The organism is Desulfurispirillum indicum S5 (assembly GCF_000177635.2).
In the GTDB taxonomy this organism is placed as follows: domain Bacteria; phylum Chrysiogenota; class Chrysiogenetes; order Chrysiogenales; family Chrysiogenaceae; genus Desulfurispirillum; species Desulfurispirillum indicum.
Map to the genome: position 1 here is coordinate 86,587 of NC_014836.1, position 16,694 is coordinate 103,280.

At 55.8% G+C, this 16,694-nt stretch carries 16 protein-coding genes and 1 tRNA gene; 8 read left to right on the plus strand and 9 right to left on the minus strand.

The window, feature by feature from the left end; genetic code table 11:
* Positions 1-120: 120 nt before the first annotated feature.
* From csrA to SELIN_RS00415, 3 genes are read right to left on the minus strand one after another with little or no spacing between them, the layout of a single operon-like run.
* A complete protein-coding gene (csrA, locus tag SELIN_RS00405; RefSeq protein ID WP_013504730.1) occupies positions 121-360 on the minus strand; it encodes a carbon storage regulator CsrA in 240 nt (79 codons plus the stop codon).
* A gap of 2 nt (positions 361-362) precedes the next feature.
* Positions 363-788: a flagellar assembly protein FliW gene (gene fliW, locus SELIN_RS00410; protein WP_013504731.1), complete on the minus strand. Its 426-nt coding sequence runs from the start codon at positions 786-788 to the stop codon at positions 363-365.
* A 47-nt stretch (positions 789-835) separates the two neighbouring features.
* On the minus strand, positions 836-2,260 hold the full coding sequence (locus SELIN_RS00415) for a L,D-transpeptidase Cds6 family protein (RefSeq protein WP_013504732.1): 1,425 nt from the start codon (positions 2,258-2,260) through the stop codon (positions 836-838).
* Positions 2,261-2,548: 288 nt separating this feature from the next.
* Between SELIN_RS00415 and mreC the strand changes: the two genes are divergently transcribed.
* From mreC to SELIN_RS13585, 7 genes are all read left to right on the plus strand, one after another.
* On the plus strand, positions 2,549-3,409 hold the full coding sequence (mreC, locus tag SELIN_RS13580) for a rod shape-determining protein MreC (RefSeq protein WP_013504733.1): 861 nt from the start codon (positions 2,549-2,551) through the stop codon (positions 3,407-3,409).
* The gene (gene mreD / locus SELIN_RS00425; protein ID WP_013504734.1) at positions 3,406-3,957 is read left to right on the plus strand and encodes a rod shape-determining protein MreD; all 552 of its coding nucleotides are present in this window, start codon (positions 3,406-3,408) and stop codon (positions 3,955-3,957) included. The genes mreC and mreD overlap by 4 nt, the downstream gene beginning before the upstream one ends.
* On the plus strand, positions 3,951-5,756 hold the full coding sequence (mrdA, locus tag SELIN_RS00430; protein WP_013504735.1) for a penicillin-binding protein 2: 1,806 nt from the start codon (positions 3,951-3,953) through the stop codon (positions 5,754-5,756). Before mreD ends, mrdA begins: the two co-directional genes overlap by 7 nt.
* 35 nt (positions 5,757-5,791) lie before the next feature.
* Positions 5,792-6,670 (plus strand): complex I NDUFA9 subunit family protein, encoded by an 879-nt coding sequence (locus tag SELIN_RS00435; protein WP_013504736.1) that lies wholly within the window; start codon positions 5,792-5,794, stop codon positions 6,668-6,670.
* Positions 6,671-6,697: 27 nt separating this feature from the next.
* Positions 6,698-8,179: a bifunctional D-glycero-beta-D-manno-heptose-7-phosphate kinase/D-glycero-beta-D-manno-heptose 1-phosphate adenylyltransferase HldE gene (hldE, locus tag SELIN_RS00440; protein WP_013504737.1), complete on the plus strand. Its 1,482-nt coding sequence runs from the start codon at positions 6,698-6,700 to the stop codon at positions 8,177-8,179.
* A complete protein-coding gene (locus SELIN_RS00445; RefSeq protein WP_013504738.1) occupies positions 8,176-8,961 on the plus strand; it encodes an SDR family NAD(P)-dependent oxidoreductase in 786 nt (261 codons plus the stop codon). Before hldE ends, SELIN_RS00445 begins: the two co-directional genes overlap by 4 nt.
* Before the next feature lie 65 nt (positions 8,962-9,026).
* On the plus strand, positions 9,027-10,256 hold the full coding sequence (locus SELIN_RS13585) for an HD-GYP domain-containing protein (protein WP_013504739.1): 1,230 nt from the start codon (positions 9,027-9,029) through the stop codon (positions 10,254-10,256).
* 5 nt (positions 10,257-10,261) lie between these two features.
* On the opposite strand, the gene SELIN_RS00455 is transcribed toward SELIN_RS13585, so the two are convergent.
* From SELIN_RS00455 to amt, 3 genes are all read right to left on the minus strand, one after another.
* Positions 10,262-11,404, minus strand: coding sequence for a PAS domain-containing sensor histidine kinase (locus SELIN_RS00455; RefSeq protein ID WP_013504740.1), 1,143 nt, complete (start codon positions 11,402-11,404; stop codon positions 10,262-10,264).
* A 170-nt stretch (positions 11,405-11,574) separates the two neighbouring features.
* Positions 11,575-11,668, minus strand: a tRNA-Ser gene (locus tag SELIN_RS00460).
* 116 nt (positions 11,669-11,784) lie between these two features.
* The gene (gene amt / locus SELIN_RS00465; protein ID WP_013504741.1) at positions 11,785-13,002 is read right to left on the minus strand and encodes an ammonium transporter; all 1,218 of its coding nucleotides are present in this window, start codon (positions 13,000-13,002) and stop codon (positions 11,785-11,787) included.
* A 145-nt stretch (positions 13,003-13,147) separates the two neighbouring features.
* Here amt and SELIN_RS13590 point away from each other — a divergent pair, with 145 nt between their 5' ends.
* Positions 13,148-14,647 carry a sigma-54 interaction domain-containing protein gene (locus SELIN_RS13590; RefSeq protein ID WP_013504742.1) on the plus strand — a complete coding sequence of 500 codons (1,500 nt, stop codon included), beginning with the start codon at positions 13,148-13,150 and terminating at the stop codon, positions 14,645-14,647.
* A 64-nt stretch (positions 14,648-14,711) separates the two neighbouring features.
* On the opposite strand, the gene mobB is transcribed toward SELIN_RS13590, so the two are convergent.
* The 3 genes from mobB to moaA are packed head-to-tail and all read right to left on the minus strand — an operon-like array spanning position 14,712 to position 16,693.
* On the minus strand, positions 14,712-15,239 hold the full coding sequence (gene mobB, locus SELIN_RS00475) for a molybdopterin-guanine dinucleotide biosynthesis protein B (protein ID WP_041726217.1): 528 nt from the start codon (positions 15,237-15,239) through the stop codon (positions 14,712-14,714).
* On the minus strand, positions 15,226-15,693 hold the full coding sequence (gene moaC / locus SELIN_RS00480; protein WP_013504744.1) for a cyclic pyranopterin monophosphate synthase MoaC: 468 nt from the start codon (positions 15,691-15,693) through the stop codon (positions 15,226-15,228). The genes mobB and moaC overlap by 14 nt, the downstream gene beginning before the upstream one ends.
* A gap of 22 nt (positions 15,694-15,715) precedes the next feature.
* Positions 15,716-16,693: a GTP 3',8-cyclase MoaA gene (moaA, locus tag SELIN_RS00485; protein ID WP_013504745.1), complete on the minus strand. Its 978-nt coding sequence runs from the start codon at positions 16,691-16,693 to the stop codon at positions 15,716-15,718.
* Between the last annotated feature and the right edge of the window lies 1 nt (position 16,694).

Here is a 16,694-nt window from a genome sequence, read left to right on the forward strand (position 1 = left end):
GCAGGCTGCTGAAAAACCCTCGCCGTTGGCCGTGTCCGTGGCGCGCACGTGAGCATTTTTCAGCAGCGTGTCGATTATGGGGTTTGCAGCAAGCTGAGGGTGTGCCAATACGTGCCGGGCTTAATTTTTCTTGCTGGTGGGGAAGGTGAAGTTGCCGGGAAGCTGGAGGTGCTGCGAACTCTGGGCGGCGGCGCGGTTTTCTTCCTGGATGGCGTCGTAAACTTCCTTGCGATAAACCTTGACATTACGCGGGGCTTCAATGCCGATCTTCACCACGCCATTCATGGCATCCACAACGGTGATGAAGATATCGTCCCCGATCATGATGGTTTCGTTTTTTTTACGGGAGAGTACCAGCATGACTATTCCCCGAATACCGGGTATTTGATGGGATACTGCGGATCATTCAGCACCACCTGCTTGGCGATGTTGTTGCGGGTATTGAGCACAAGGGGCGCCTGGAGGTTGGCAGTCATCTTCTTGGGATCCTGGGGTACGACCACGATGGTGTAGACCTGGGCAGACTCTTCCGATTCCAGCTGCAGATCCTCCACGTCGGAGCGACTCAGGCGCACGGCGTAGTCGGGCTTGAAGAGTACCGGGTCGAGCACCACAAAGGCCAGAGTAGTGTCATCCAGTGACTGGAGCCACTTGAACGGGGTGTCATCGGAGTGATCCCGCAACACATACTGCTTGAGATCGGGGAAACCCAGCAGGGGTTCGGTCATGCGGATGATGTCTTCTTCGGCGACGGTTATTTCGCCAAAGCGGCTGGTTGTAATTTTCATTGAGACTCCTGTATTGTTCCCTGGCTCCTCGGCAGGGCGATGTTGTGTCAGAACGAACCTTCCGTGATGATTTTCCAATGGCCATTTTCTTTGACCAGATAGATGAATTTGAAGGAGTCGCTGTTAAAGTTACTGGATCGGTAGACCTGATTGAAGGTGGCCAGGGCGACTTCCTTGCCGTTTTCCAGTTCGGGATACAGGAAGAGGGAGATGTCTTCCATTTCGATTTCTATAAAGGTTTTCCGGCGGTTAATGCGGGCCTTGTCGCTGCTCCAGGTATTGCGGTTGAATCGGCCGGCGGAGAAAGTATCGGCATAATGGGACATGTAGGCATCGTGATCCAGGGAGGCCCAGTCATCGCGCCAGCGGTACAGCGTATGCAAGAGTTCTTCGCGTTTGGCAGTCATTTCATCGTGGCTCAGGAAGAGGAAGTCCTCGGCCAGGATGACAGGAGTTTCCCGCAGCACTATATGTCGCGAAACCCCGAAGATACCTTCGTTGCTGAAGACTACGCAGCCTTCACTGTTATAGGGGATCTGACCGTTATCGTTTTCATTGATGCCGTGCAGCCAGATGCCGCTGCCGGTTCGCCCCAGGTGTTTATCCAGGTGATTGGGGTAATTTACGGGGAAGGCATAAGCGCCGTAGCGCTGGGGCATCTGGTTGGTGGTCATCTTGCTGACGGGAAAATAAATCCCGGTGGGCGTTTTCTCATCGCCGCGTCGCTGTTTCTCCCCTGGAATGCGCCCGGTGCTCGAGTGGTAGGCTTCCAGCACCGTAAAACCTTCGCCCTGCCGCTGGATGATGTAGGTCACCTGCTGGTTCTTGGAGGTCCAGATGAAAATCTGGCCGTCAGCCACCTGCAGCACATGGCCTGGCAGCGAGTGTTCGGAGAACACGGGAGGATCAATGATCGGAGTGTCGTCGATGAAGTTGATGTCATTGCTGTTGGCCTGAAAAGAAGTGAGCAGTTCATAGGCCAGATCCTTGCGTGTCCCGGGCAGGGTCTGATGGGTAGAGAGGATGATCTGCAGTCCCTTTTCAAAGGAGATGTAGCCCAGCAGCTTGCGGGCTTCTTTGGTCTCGCAGTCCCGCAGCAGGGTTTCTGCCAGTTCATGCTGGCCATTTTTCCAGTAAGCGAAGGCCAGGTTATACTTGGCGTTATGGGGATTGGTGCCTTCGGGGATGATTTCCAGGCTGCGAGCGAGGTTGCGAATGGCGCTGGTATAGTTTTCCAGTCGAAGATCCACAAGGCCCGCCAGGTAGAAGTACTTGAAGCTCTCTTCACGCTGGACAGCGCCGTGTATGAATTCCCGGGCCGAGGTATAGTTGCTTTCGCCGAACTGTGCGAGGGCCTGCTGATAGAGATAGCCGGGGGAGTTGACCTGGGCTCCTGCGTATACCGCAGAGAAAAGGAAGAGCAGCAGGCTGCCGGAGAGGCTGCTCAGGCATCGGTTGCGTATTCGAGTCATAAAAAGTCAAACTCCCATACAAACGTTTCCAGGTTGCTGCTTTTGCGCAGGGCAGCATACCGGGTATCAGGCGCGAAATAGAGGTTTTCGCTCCAAACGCGGATGTTACCAGAGCCTGTGACATTAGGCAACGATTTCAGGCCCACGGCATCCTGCAGTTGTGGTACTATCAAAAATATGGATATAATATCCAAAAGCCCTTAAACTGCAATTGAATTATTTCTGTGGTTGACAAGAAACGCCACTTTCGAAAATATCTGCCTTTTATTCTGTTTCGCGGACTCCAGCATGCTGCAATTTCTCTTTGCCAAAAAAAAACGCATATACTTTTCCCTGATCAGCCTCTTCCTTCTTGTGCTCATTGCGTTGCAGCTTTCCGGAAAGCTGCACCCGGCCAACCCTATCAATGTCATCCTCATGCCGGTCACGGGTCCGGTGCAGAGCTTTTTTGTGAAGAACTACTATAACCTGCAGGATTTCAGAGCCAGGTATATTGATTTGCGGGAAGTGGAGGAGCGCAATCGACAGCTTTCCCGTGAGCTTGATGATGCCCGCATCGCGTTGCTGGGGTTTCACGAAGTGCAGCGAGAGCTTATGGAGCTGCGCCGCCACCTGGAGTACACTCGTCAGAACCGCCATGAGTATCTGTATGCCCGCGTTATCGGGCGCAATCCTTCGTCGTGGCTGCGCACCATTACTCTGGACGTGGGCGTGGAGAAGGGTATTAAGGTCAATATGCCGGTGGTGACCCCTGAGGGTATTGTGGGCCGGGTGGTGCATGTCTCCCTGGGGTACTCCCAGGTGCTCAGCGTACTGGATCCGAAATTTGCAGTCAGCAGCGTCACCAGCGCGGATCGTGAGCCTCTGGTGGCCGTGGGTGGCTATGGCAGTGAAATGAATATCCGTTATCTGGATGCCGGTGGAAAGGCGCGGGAAGGGGATATTGTCTTCACCAGTGGTGTGGATCAGGTCTTTCCCGCTGGTCTTCCGGTTGGGCGTATTACGGGAATTGCGGCTGATACCGACTTGTTCTTCAAGGGAACCATTGCCCCCTTTGTTGACATCAATCGACTGGAAGAGGTGCTGGTGCTGAAAGTGGAAGCGGGCGAATTTGACGCTCACAAGGAAGAGGCGAAGGTGGTCCCGTGAAGTTTTTCGCCTACCTGCTGCTTTTCTTTTTCTTTATAGCTGTGCAGTCCTCCTTTCCTTTTGGAATGTACACGCCGGATCTGCCCTTTCTGTTCTTTTTCTGCATGGTGACACTCATGGATGAGCTGGAAGGCTTATCCATCGCCATACTGTTCGGGTTTATCATGGATGCGGTAACGGGCATTCTCTTCGGCTACCATATTCTGCTCTACTCCTTTACCGCATATCTGATGACTTCATTACGGAATCGTCAACTTTTGTGCCAAAAGTATGAATTGTCTATTATTCTGATGGTCATCAGCGTTCTGGCGGGAATGTCACAAATTTACCTCATAGGTGCCTTGGCCGCTCCCCTGGGCCAGGCGGATACGCTGACCATGCACAGCATTCTGCTGCGCGTTTTCCTGGACGCCTTCCTGAGCGTCATTGCCTTTGGGTTGCTCTATCAGCCATTGATTCTGCTGAATCACTGGTTCCTCTCCCTCTATGAGCGGCGAAACTCCCGACGTCGCCGGCGCTGGACTCCCCAGGGTGACGATCAATGGTAGTGGTTCACGAAGAGCGTAATTACCAGCCTTTTTTTCAGGGGCGTCTGCTGGTGTTGCTGAGCCTGATCATTCTTGGTTTTGTCGTTGTTGGCCTGCGCCTGTGGTATATTCAGGTGCTGCAGCATGAATCGCTCTCCAGTCGCGCCGAGAGCAACCGTATCCGTACCTATGAAACCAAGGCCCACCGCGGCAAGATATTTGATCGCAACAACATTCTGCTGGTGGAGAATGTCCCCAGTTATAACCTTGTGGTCATCAAGGAGAATGTGGATGACCTGGAGAAACTGGTGGAGTTTCTCATTGACCGTTTTCATATTGACGAACGGGATTTCCGCGATCGCTACCGGGCCATCAACCGCTTTCGTCCTTTGACAGTGAAGCGTGATATCAGCTTTGAAGAGGTATGCTATGTGGAGGCGCGCCATTACGAGTATCCTGGTCTGCGGGTGGAGACTGTTCCCAAGCGCCACTACATCAAGGGAAAGATGGCGGCCAATGTTTTTGGCTACCTGGGTGAGATCAGCGAAAGCGAGTTGCGCCGCTCGGAGTTCAGTGATTATTCCGTGGGAGACCTGATTGGAAAATCCGGCGTGGAAGTGGCCTACGAGCGTTTTCTGCGGGGAACCTCTGGTCGAGTGACCTATGAGGTCGATGCGGTGAACCGCCCCATACGCACCATTGATGAAGTGACCCCGGTTTCCGGAACGGATATTCGCCTGGCCCTGGACTACCGGCTCCAAAAACACATGGACGCCCTCTTTAAGCATTACGCCGGTGCCGCGGTTGTCATGGACGTGCGCACCGGCCATATTCTGGCCATGGGCAGCTACCCCTCCTTCGATCCCAATCTCTTTGCCACGGGCATCAGCCGGGCTGACTGGCAGAGCCTGATTTCCAATAAGCACCACCCCCTGGAGAACAAGGCCACCCGCAGTATTTTTCCTCCCGGGAGCTACTTCAAGATGATAACGGCTCTGGCGGGCCTGGAGATGGGGGTTATTGATGAAAAGACGGTCACCAACTTTCCTGGTTACTATGAGTATGGCAACCGACGCTACCGCGACTGGAACCGTGGAGGGCATGGTGCAACTGATGTGTACAAGTCTCTGGAAGAGAGTGTGGATTCGTTTTACTACCATTACGGGCTGGAGATCGGCATCGACAACATGGCCAAGTATGGCAGCATGTTTGGCCTTGGCAGGCGTACCGGCATTGATATCCCTGGCGAAAAGCCGGGGATTCTCCCCACTCGCGCCTGGAAACTGGAAAACCGTGGTGAAGTATGGTATCCCGGAGATACCATTCCCGCCAGTATCGGTCAGGGATATGTGACACTGACGCCCCTGCAGCTGGCCGTTATGACCGCAGCCATTGCCAACGGTGGCTATGTACTGACGCCTCGCCTTGTTTCCCATGTCGGCGAGGAGGAGCAGCTGATTGTACCCGGCCAGCAGGCAGATATCTCACCCCGCAACCTTTCCATCATCCAGGAGGGCATGCGGCGGGTTATCTATGGCGAACGAGGCACAGGGCGCCATCTGCGTCACCCACGCGTTACCATGGCCGGCAAAAGTGCAACTGCCCAGGTTATCGGCCTGGCCCCCGATGAGGAGTACGATGAGCAGAATATCTACGTGGGACACCGGGATCACGCCTGGTTCGGTGGCTATGCTCCCCTCGACAACCCCAAAATAGCGGTGCTGGTCTTTGTGCAGAACGGAGGATCAGGAGCCCGCACCGCCGGTCCGCTTTTCCGTGACCTGGTGGTCTACGCCCTTGAGGAGTTGAAAGTTCCCTGAACGCCTGATTGAACAAGTGAGTAAAGGAGTGAGCCATGAAGGTAGCTGTAACCGGTGGTACAGGATTTGTTGGTTCCCATGTTGTATCTGCGCTCCTGGAGCAAGGATACCAGGTTCGCTTGCTGGCCCGAAAGCCCCAGAGCCTGCGTCCGGGCATGGAAAGCGTGCTGGGGAGCATGGAAAAATACGACAGCCTGCTGGAGCTTGTGGAGGGCTGCGATGCTGTTGTTCACCTGGTGGGAATTATTCGTGAATTTCCGCCAGCCATAACCTATGAAGCCCTCCACACCCAGGCAACCCTGAGCATGTTGAAAGCCGCCAGGGAGAAGGGAGTCAATCGTTTTATTCACATGTCTGCCCTGGGCAGCGCCCCCGATTCCCGCAGCGCTTACCATCGTACGAAATTTGTTGCGGAAAAAGCCGTCCAGGAGAGTGGCCTGGACTACACCATATTCAAGCCCAGTGTGATTTTTGGGCCACGGGATGAGTTTATCAATCTCCTGCTTTCTTTTCTCAAGTTGCCAGCAATTCCGGTGATTGGAGACGGGAAATACCAGCTGCAGCCGGTGGCAGTGGATAATATCGCCCAGGCCTTTGCCCGCTGTATTGAAAGCCCGGCAGCCCGGGGCAGAACCTACGAGGTGGGCGGGCCACGGCGCTATACCTATGACGAGCTGCTGGATGCCCTGGCGGCTCTGCGCGGCAAGGGCAAGCCCCTGAAAGTCCATCAGCCTGTTTCCCTGGTGGACTTCTCGGCCAGGCTCTTTGGTCGCTTTCCCTTCTTCCCCATCAGCAGTGATCAGCTGCATATGCTCCTGAAGGGCTCCACTACCAGTGAGACAGCGGTATTTGACGATCTCAATATAACTCCCTGCAGCCTGGAGGAGAAGTTTGCCCTGTATTACGGGCAGTAGGCAAGCAGAGATATCAAGGAGAATATTTTGGAAACTTTTTCCTATCCCGCCATTTTTGAACAGTTTCCCAAGAAGCGCATTCTGGTGGCTGGAGATCTGATGATTGACGAATACCTGTGGGGACAGACGGAACGAATCTCCCCCGAGGCCCCCGTGCCCGTGGTGGACATCGGCCGCGAAGACACCCGTCTGGGAGGTGCCGGAAACGTCCTGCATAACCTCCGGGCCCTGGGCGCGGCAGTGGATATACTGGGCGTCGTCGGAACCGATGCCCATGGTGTCGAGCTCTGCCAGATGCTGCAGACGCTCGGTGTCGGGCAGCAGGGCATCCTGCGCGAACCGGATCGCCGCACCTCCCGGAAAACCCGTATTATGGCTTCGCACCAGCAGATGATGCGCATTGACCGCGAAAGCCGTCAGCCCATAAGTGCCGACAGCGAGCGCCAGGCCGTGGACTTTCTGCAGCGACAGCAACAGGCGTGGGACGCCATTGTCATCAGTGATTACGGCAAGGGCCTGCTGACGACACATCTGGTGCAGGCCATCATCAGCATGGCAAGGCAGCAGGGCATCCCCGTACTGGTTGACCCCAAGGGCGATGACTACCGTCTCTATCGTGGAGCCACCACCATTACCCCCAACCGTCGCGAGGCATCCATCGCGTCGGGAATCCGCATTGCCGACCATGACAGCCTGCTGGCGGCAGGCCGTAAACTGCTGACGGAGTTGAACCTGGACGTGATGACCATCACCCGCAGTGAAGAGGGCATGAGCCTTTTCTTCCCGCAAGACCGCGTTGAACATATTCCCACCATGGCTCTGGACGTCTTCGACGTTACCGGAGCTGGTGATACGGTGATCTCCGTCATGGCCCTGTGCTGTGCCTGCGGACTGGACTTTGTGGAATGCGGCCGCATTGCCAACGCGGCCGCAGGTGTGGTTGTGGGCAAGGTGGGAACCAGCACCGCCAGTGCCGAAGAGATCCTGCAGCGCCTGCAGCCCCAGCGTTCCCTGGCTTCGCGTAAGATCAAAAGCCTGCCGGAGCTGCTTCCGCAGGTGGAGCAGCTGCGCCGTCAGGGTAAGAAGATCCTCTTCACCAACGGCTGTTTTGACCTGCTGCACCATGGCCATATCACCTACCTGCAGGATGCCCGCAAACAGGGTGATGTCCTGATCCTCGGCCTGAACTCCGACGCTTCCATCAGGCGGCTCAAAGGTCCTTCCCGCCCCATCATCGGACAGCATGAACGGGCTGTTGTGCTGGCGGCGCTGGAGGCCATCGACTATGTGGTTATTTTTGATGAAGACACCCCCCTGGAGCTTATTGCAGCCATTCAGCCACAGGGGCTGATCAAGGGGGGGGACTACCGTCCCGAGCAGGTTGTCGGCCGCGAAATCGTGGAAGCCGGTGGCGGCGAGGTCATTATTATCCCCTTTGTGGAAGGTTCATCCACCACCGGGATCATTGAACGCATCCTGGCGAATCAGAAGGAGAGAGAACAGCTATGAAACAGTATCTGCAAGGAAAAACTGTCTGTATCACCGGTGCCAGTGACGGCATAGGCGCCGCCTGCGCCAGGGAATTCGCTGCCCACGGAGCCCGTTTGCTGCTGTGCTCGCGCACCCTGGGCAATGTGCAGCGACTGGCCGATGAACTGACGAGCCAGTACGGCATCTCCACCCACGCCTTTGCCCTGGATGTGCGCCAGCGCCAGCAGGTCAGTGATGCGCTGGAGAAGCTGCCCCCGCAGTGGCGCGCAATCGACATCCTCATCAATAACGCCGGCCTGGCGCTGGGGCTTGAAGCCTTCCAGGAGGGCGACCTCGACGACTGGGATCAGATGATTGACACCAATGTCAAAGGGCTGCTCTATGTGACCCGCAAAATCGTTCCCGGCATGATAGAGCGGGGCAGTGGCCACATCATCAATATCGGCTCCCTGGCAGGGCGCTACGCCTATCCCGGGGCAGCGGTGTACTGCGCCACCAAGGCTGCCGTGCGCACCCTGACCGATGGTCTGCGCATGGATCTGGTTGACACGCCATTGCGGGTAACGGACCTGCAGCCGGGCATGACGGAGACCAATTTCAGCAAAGTGCGCTTTCACGGCGATGAAGAGCGGGCCGGACAGGTCTACCGGGATATCGACCCCCTGCAGGCATCGGACGTGGCGGAAACCGCCCTGTTTATCGCTACCCGACCGCCCCATGTCCAGATTCAGGAAGTGCTCATTACGTGTACCAGCCAGGCTGCTTCTCTGGTGGTGCACCGTCCGGGCAGGTCCGGCTGAACAGTTCACTGGCATCGCATGTTTTTTAGTGTTAGAATGTTACAAAATATCAGGAGTCAAGCCCTATGCGCATAGTGCCCATTGATAAGCTGGAGCCAGGTATGGTGATGGGGGAGCAAATTGAAGTCGCGGGCCAGATCATGCTGGCACGCGGTGTCGAACTGACTCCGACCTACATCAGTAAACTCCAGCAGATGGATATGGGCGAACTGGTGATCGATGACGAAGCCAGCAAAGACATTGAGTTGCAGACCACCGTCAACGCGGAAATTCATCGCAAGGGCACCCACCTTGTCAAGGAAGCGTTCGAAGAGACCCAGAGTGTTCTGCAGAGCATTCAACAGGAAAGTGACAGCTCCGTGGAGGAGGTACTCCAGAACAGCAAGTTCACCGGATACCTGAAGACGGCGACCGCCTTCAGCCGAGTCATGGAGTACACCGAGGTTCTGCTCAACGATATCCTCATGTCCGACTCCGGCATCTCGCTCAACAGCATCAAGCAGTACGACAGTCATATGTTTCAGCACTCTGTTGACGTTTCCGCCATGGCCATCGCCATCGGCAAGCACCTGCAGCTTCCCGAGCGTCACCTGGAAGACCTCGCCCTGGGGTGCCTGCTGCACGATATCGGCAAGATTGCCATTCCCCGGAAAATTCTCGACAAGTCGCCATCACAGATGACCAAAGACGAGCGGGCCATCGTGAAAATTCACACCATGCTGGGGCGGCGCATACTCCTGAATAACTCCCGGCTTTCTCAGCGGGTGCGCGCCATCACTGTAGTGACTCAGCACCATGAATATCATGATGGCAGCGGCTTTCCCCACCGGTTAAAAGGGTCGGAAGTCGCCTGGTCCCTGAAGAATAACAAGCACACCACCGGCATCTCCCATCTGGCGGAAATCGCCAATATCGCCAATACGTTTGACAATCTCACCAGCGGCGTCGGTACCCGGAAAAAACCCCTCAGCTATCTGGACGCCTCGTACCTGATGGTCAATCGCATGTTCAACCGCTTTCACCCCGTGTATCTCAATGCGTTTCTGCGTATCCTCAACGTCTTTGCCGCCGGCTCCAATGTGCAGCTCTACGAAGGCAAATATAAAGGCTATGTGGGTACCGTGGTGCGCGCGGAAGCCAATAATCGGCTCAGCCCGGTAGTGAGACTCTTTTTTGATGACCGCCAGCAGCGCCTGCCTCGCCCCATTGACGTGGACCTCTCACGGGAGACTGGCATGAGCCTTCAGCGCAAATCCCTCAAAGAGCTCAATGAGATTAAGATAGAGTTGCTGTAGCGACTTCAGCGGATGTGGCGGGGGATGCGTACCAGGAAACAGGCTCCCTCTGGGCCGTTTTCGGCTCGAATTGTTCCGCCTGACTTCTCCTCAATGATTGTCCTGGCCAGCGAGAGCCCGATGCCCGTGCCCTTATCAGGTTTTGTGCTGAAAAACGGCTCAAAAATCCTGTCTGGCAGAAGTTCCACCGGGATGCCTCCACCATTGTCTCGAATACTGATGGTCAGCATCGATTCATCAGGTTCCACCTTGATGGCAATGTGCCCATCGTGCCTTTGCTGCTCCTGGAAGATATCCAGTGCATTATTGATGATATTGAGGACTACCTGCTTGAACTCACTGGGGTACCCCCTGGAATAGAGGAGGGGTTCACTGGCAGAAATCTCCAGAGTGGCCTTGGCTTTGAGCAACTGGCCTTGAAGAAGGTCGCGAACGGTGGCGATAGCATCGCTGACATGAAAGATCTCCTGCTCCCGTGATGGCAGGTAGAAGTCACGAAAATCGTTCATGGTTTGGCTCATGAAGCGAATTTGTTGCATGACTTGCTCCACATGGGAGTTCAGATTCTCCCGTGTCAGTGTCCCCTGATCGAGCAGCAGGGGAAGGGTCTGTGTCATCAGGGCAATGGCATTGACCGGCTGCTGCCATTGATGGGCGATGGCACCCACCATCGCTCCGACTTCAGCCAGCTTGGCCTGCTGGATCAGTATGGCTTGCTGATACTCCGTCTGCTTCTGGAGCGTTTTCAGTTCGCTTACATCCGCCGCTGTAGTGATTTTGTATGCATGGCCACCTGGCGTGACAAGCCTTCCCGCAGTGGCATAAATATCAATATCTCGGCCGCTGCGGTGTCGCACCGTCCAGTGCTGGGCGATTTCGTCCACTCGCCCACTGAGAAAGTCGTCATGGAGCTTTTCCAGACGCTCGTGGTCACCTGGAGGCACCACCAGCGTAAAAGGCTTCCCGAGCAGCTCCGCCTCCGTGTAGCCGTAAAGATCGCAGTATGCCCTGTTGACCTTGACATAACGGTAGCTGCTGTCGGTGATGCAAATGCCCAGCTGGGCAGATTCAAAAACACCCTGCAGAATCTGAAGCGTTGTCAGCTCGCTTTGCTGGTCAATTGGTTGAAGAAAATCATTGTGTGGCATGGTATTCCCGCATCCCCTGCATGGCAGAAACTGTTATGATGTGGCCTGGTTGACGAGGAGTAACCGTCCTGAAAGACAGTGGAAGCCCGTGGTCAAATAAAAAGTCAAAACGATGTGTAGAAAAGGCCTCCGGAAAATCCGGAGGCCTTATTTGCATGGTGCGCAGAAAATGGCGGAGAGCGAGGGATTCGAACCCTCGATACCGCTATTAGCAGTATACTCGCTTAGCAGGCGAGCGCCTTCGACCTACTCGGCCAGCTCTCCGTTGAAATGGCTTGTTCAAGCCGGTTGACAACTTACTGCATCGTTCCTGAAAAGGCAAGCAAAAATCCCCGGCCGGAGGCCGGGGATTTTTATCTGGTGGGTGATGGGCAGAGGGATCAGAGAATCTTCTGAGAGCCTTTGCCGAATTCGGGATAGGCTTCCAGGCCGCACTCGTGCATATCCAGACCTTCCACTTCCACTTCTTCGTCGACACGGATGCCCATGGTGACTTTGAGGATCATCCAGACGATGAAGGAGGCGATGAAGACAAAGCCACCGATGAGAATGATGCCCTTGAGCTGGTCGATCAGGGTTACTTCGGCGTTGAAGATGGCCACGGCCAGGGTTCCCCAGATGCCGCAGACAAGGTGTACGGAGAGGGCGCCCACGGGGTCGTCGATGCGTACTTTATCGAAGGCGGGTACGGCGATGACGACGAGGATGGCGGAGACAGTACCAATGATGATGGCTGCCCATGGAGCCACGTCGGGGCCGGCGGTGATGCCCACCAGTCCACCCAGGGCGCCGTTGAGAACCATGGTGGTGTCAACTTTCTGGTAGATAATTCGTGTCAGAATGGCGGCTACGATAGCGCCGGTGGCGGCAGCGGTGTTGGTGGATGCCACGACCAGGCCGATCTCGTCGGCCAGCTCAGCGCTGTGCATGGCCAGGGCGGAGCCGCCGTTGAAGCCAAACCAGCCAAACCACAGCAGGAAGGTTCCCAGGGTTGCCAGGGGGATGTTGGAGCCGGGGATGGCGCGAATCTTGCCGCCTTCGTACTTCCCTTTGCGTGCGCCGAGCAGCAGGACACCAGCCAGAGCGGCCCAGCCGCCAACGGAGTGAACGATGGTGGAGCCAGCGTAGTCAGAGAAACCTTCCAGGAACTCCAGGGACTCGCCCCAGGTCCAGTGGCCCTGGATGGGATAGATGATTGCGGTCAAAATAAGTACAAAGATCAGGAAGGGCCAGAGTTTGATGCGCTCGGCCACGGTTCCGGAGATGACCGATGCTGCGGTAGCTACGAAAACCATTTGGAAAAAGAAGTCGGCGTAGACGGAGTGGCTGTCATATTCAATGCCACTGAGGAAGGCGCCGCTGCCCATAAAGGCATTGCCGTCGCCATACATGATGTTGTAGCCCACAATGTAGTAAGCCACGGATGCGATGGAAAAAATGAGAACGTTCTTGGTCATGATGGTGGCCGTATTTTTGGAGCGGGTCAGCCCCGATTCCAGCATGGCAAAACCACATGCCATGATCATGACCAGGATGCCTGCAAAGACCATCAAAAATGAATCCAGTATGAAAGGGAGTTCAAGCACAATACCTTCCACGACTTCACCTCCACGTAAAGTAATAAAATTGCGATATGCCACTGTCAGAGCAACTGGCGTGCCAAAAGATAAAGTATTGCTTTATTGAGATTTGTCGTGTAGATTGACAATGACAAAAATAACAAAAAAACCATGAGTGACAAAAATGACAAGCGAATGGCTCTTTCTGAGGTCGGCGGTGGATATCATCCATTCCGGCCGCAATATCAAGATGGGAATCAATACGACCCTGCAGATGATGTCGGAATACTTTGACTTCCGCTTTCCCTCCCTGTTTCTGAAGGACATGGTCACCGGTCAGTATGGGCTGGAGATCAGCCCTGAGATCCCCTCCAGGGAAAAGTCCCGTATTTCCGAACGCATGAACCAGTGGCGTTATCACCGCAGCATCAATTCCGCCTCGGTGGTTATTCTGGGTGAGGAGGAGGATGATTTTGACGATAACCCCTTCGCGCCGTACCTGGGGGAGGCGCCCCTGCGCTTCTTTGTGATGGTGGCCATCGAGGAGCCATCCAAGACCCTGCCCCTCTCATTTTTTACCTTCTTCTGCCGCGATATGTACGCGTTGAACCGGCGCATTGATGTGTTGCGCACGGTGGGGCGGGTGCTCTATTTCTCTCTGAATTCCTACGGCTATCGCCTCAATGTCAGCGATGAGCCTCACCGGCGTCCCATTCCGGCGGTGCTGGATGGAGTTATCGGGAAATCCACAGCCATGCGCGAAGTGGCTGATCTGGTGCAGAAGGTGGCTGCCAGCCGTGCCAGTGTGCTGATTACCGGAGAATCGGGGACGGGGAAAGAGCTGATTGCCCAGGCTATCCATAAACTTTCTATCCGTTCCAACAGTCCTTTTGTAGCGGTAAACTGCGCGGCTCTTTCCCACACGGTACTGGAGAGCGAGCTTTTCGGACATGAAAAAGGGGCGTTCACCGGTGCCATGAACCGGCGCATCGGGCGCTTTGAAAAGGCAGATGGCGGAACGCTCTTTCTGGATGAAATTGGCGAGGTTTCTGCCGAGTTCCAGAGCAAACTGCTGCGTGTCTTGCAGGAGGGGGAGTTTGAGCGGGTTGGTGGCAACGAGACCATCAAGGTGGACGTGCGCATCATCTGCGCCACCAATCAGGATCTTCACCGCGCTGTACTGGAAAAGCGCTTTCGCGAAGATCTCTACTACCGGGTCAATGTGGTAAATATCACCATGCCGCCGCTGCGGGAGCGCGCGGGCGATGTGGCGCTGCTGGCCCAGCATTTTCTGGAGAAAATCAACGAGGATAATAATACGGATATCAGTATTCATTCACATGATATTGGCCTGCTGGACTCCTACCCGTGGAAGGGCAATGTGCGGGAACTGCAGAACGCGGTCTTTCGAGCCTTCCTGGAGCAGAAGCAGGGGTATGCCAATTTCCGCTTCCTTCAGTACAGCGGGCGCAGTGAGGAGCCACTTCCCAGCAGCAGTTCCCGAGTCGCTCCATTGGCGCCTGCCATTGTGGAAAGCCGCCGGGAGTACGAGCGACGCAAGATCGAGGAGGCCTTGCAGGCCACCAAGGGAGTGCAGACGGAAGCAGCCCATATTCTGGGAATCAGCCCGAGGCAGCTGCGCTATCGCATCAGCAAGTATGGCATTCCGGTGCGGAAGTTCTGACAGGCCGTGGAAAACCTTCACCATGGGGCGTAACTTTGTTCCGTAATCATTTGGCCGAGTGTGCTTACGGGTGCCTGAGGTGGGGGAGCTGCTCCAGCACAAAATCCAGCACCGCTGATGGCGTATCCAGATCCAGCAGGGGCAGCTGGCTGGCTTCCAGGCGGGTGTGATCTTCCGCGGGGGCCGCTATGGCGATGATGTGCTGGATATGCCCGTAGAGGGGGGCTTTGCCATTGGCACTGCGGAAAATCTCGACTTTCGGGTGGGGACTGCTCTTGTGTCCTTCAATGATGATGAGATCTTCGTCGGTGAAGTATGCCAGCAGCGCCTCCAGTGGCGCTGGCTGCGCTGTGCGCTTCTGGATGGCCACCAGCTGGTCACTGGAAATGAGGGTGGTGGTTGCTCCGGCTTCCCGAAAGCGCCAGGAGTCCTTGCCGGGCTTGTCGATGTCAAAGCGGTGGGCGTCGTGCTTGATGACGCCCACTTTCAGTCCGCGATGGCTGAGTTGCTGCACCAGTTTTTCGATCAGTGTGGTTTTGCCTGAGCCCGAGGTGCCGGTAAAGCCAATGACGGGGATATTACTGGCGTTCAAATACACCGGATTTTCCGCCTGCTTTATAGAGAAGCCTGATGTTGGTGATTTCCATGGCCCGGTCGACGGCCTTGCACATGTCGTAGATGGTCGAGGCGGCTATGGATGCGGCCACGACGGCTTCCACTTCAATGCCGGTCTTGTAGGTGGTGCGCAGTTCGGTGGTAATGATCACGCGCTCATCCTGAACCTCAAAGTCCACGCTGACTCCCTCAATGGGGATGGGGTGGCACATGGGGATCAGGTCTGAAGTGCGCTTGGCGGCCATGATTCCGGCAACCCGGGCGACGCCGAGTACATCCCCCTTCTTGTGAGTGCCCTGGCGGATCATCTCGATGGTTTGCGGTTGGGCGATGACGGTGGCGGTGGCGCGGGCGACGCGCACGGTATCCTCCTTGCGGGAAACGTCCACCATGATGGCGTTGCCCTGCTGGTCGAAGTGTGTCAGTTCCATAAATCCTCCTCCGGAAGCGCGGTTATCCTCCGATACGCGTCATATTGCGTGATCCTCGGTACATATCGTCAATTTCTGTCACCTTGCCGCCTGCCACTTGCAGGAAGTATGCCCTGAGCTCGGCATCACTGCAGTTCTGCTGGCGTAGCATGGGCAGGAAGTCGTGTTCCTGCTTGGAGAAGAGGCAGGTTTTTATTTTGCCGTCGGCGGTAATGCGCAGGCGGTTGCAGGTGTGGCAGAAGTGCTCGGTCATAGGGGAGATAAAGCCGAAGGTGCCCCGGCCGCCGACAATGCGGAACATGCGGGCGGTGGAGTAGCGTTCCTGATCAAGGGGCTCGATGGAAAAGCGATTTTTCACCTGGGAGAGCATTTCCGCCACGCTGACCAGCTGGTCGGTATTGTAGCGATCACGGATTCCCACCGGCATGTACTCGATAAAGCGTACGCTGATGTCTTCATGTTCCGTGAGGGCGACAAAGTCGGCAATTTCGTCGTCGTTGATACCGCGTATGGCCACGGCGTTGATCTTGATGGGCACCAGTCCATTCTCCTGGGCGGCCTGGATGCCCTTCCATACCTGTTCGAAGCTATCCACTCCCGTGATGCTGGCAAAGCGTTCCGGATGCAGGGAGTCCAGACTGATATTGACCCGCTTCAGACCACATTCCCGCAGCAGCCCGGCAAACCGGGGCAGGAGCACGCCGTTGGTGGTCATGGCGATATCTGAAAAGCCGATGGCGCTGATTTGACGAATAAGCTTGCCGATACCTCGGCGGGCCAGGGGCTCACCGCCGGTGATGCGTACCTTGCTGACGCCCAGGCCATGGAGCAGATTCAGAACGCGAATAATCTCCTCCGGTGTCAGGAGCTGGTCTTTGGTGGCGTGGCAGATGCCGTCCTCCGGGACGCAGTAGAAACACTTGAGGTTGCAGCGATCCGTGACGCTGATGCGTACGTAGGTAATGGGGTTGCCTTGGGAGTCCAGGAGCTGTTGTGTCATG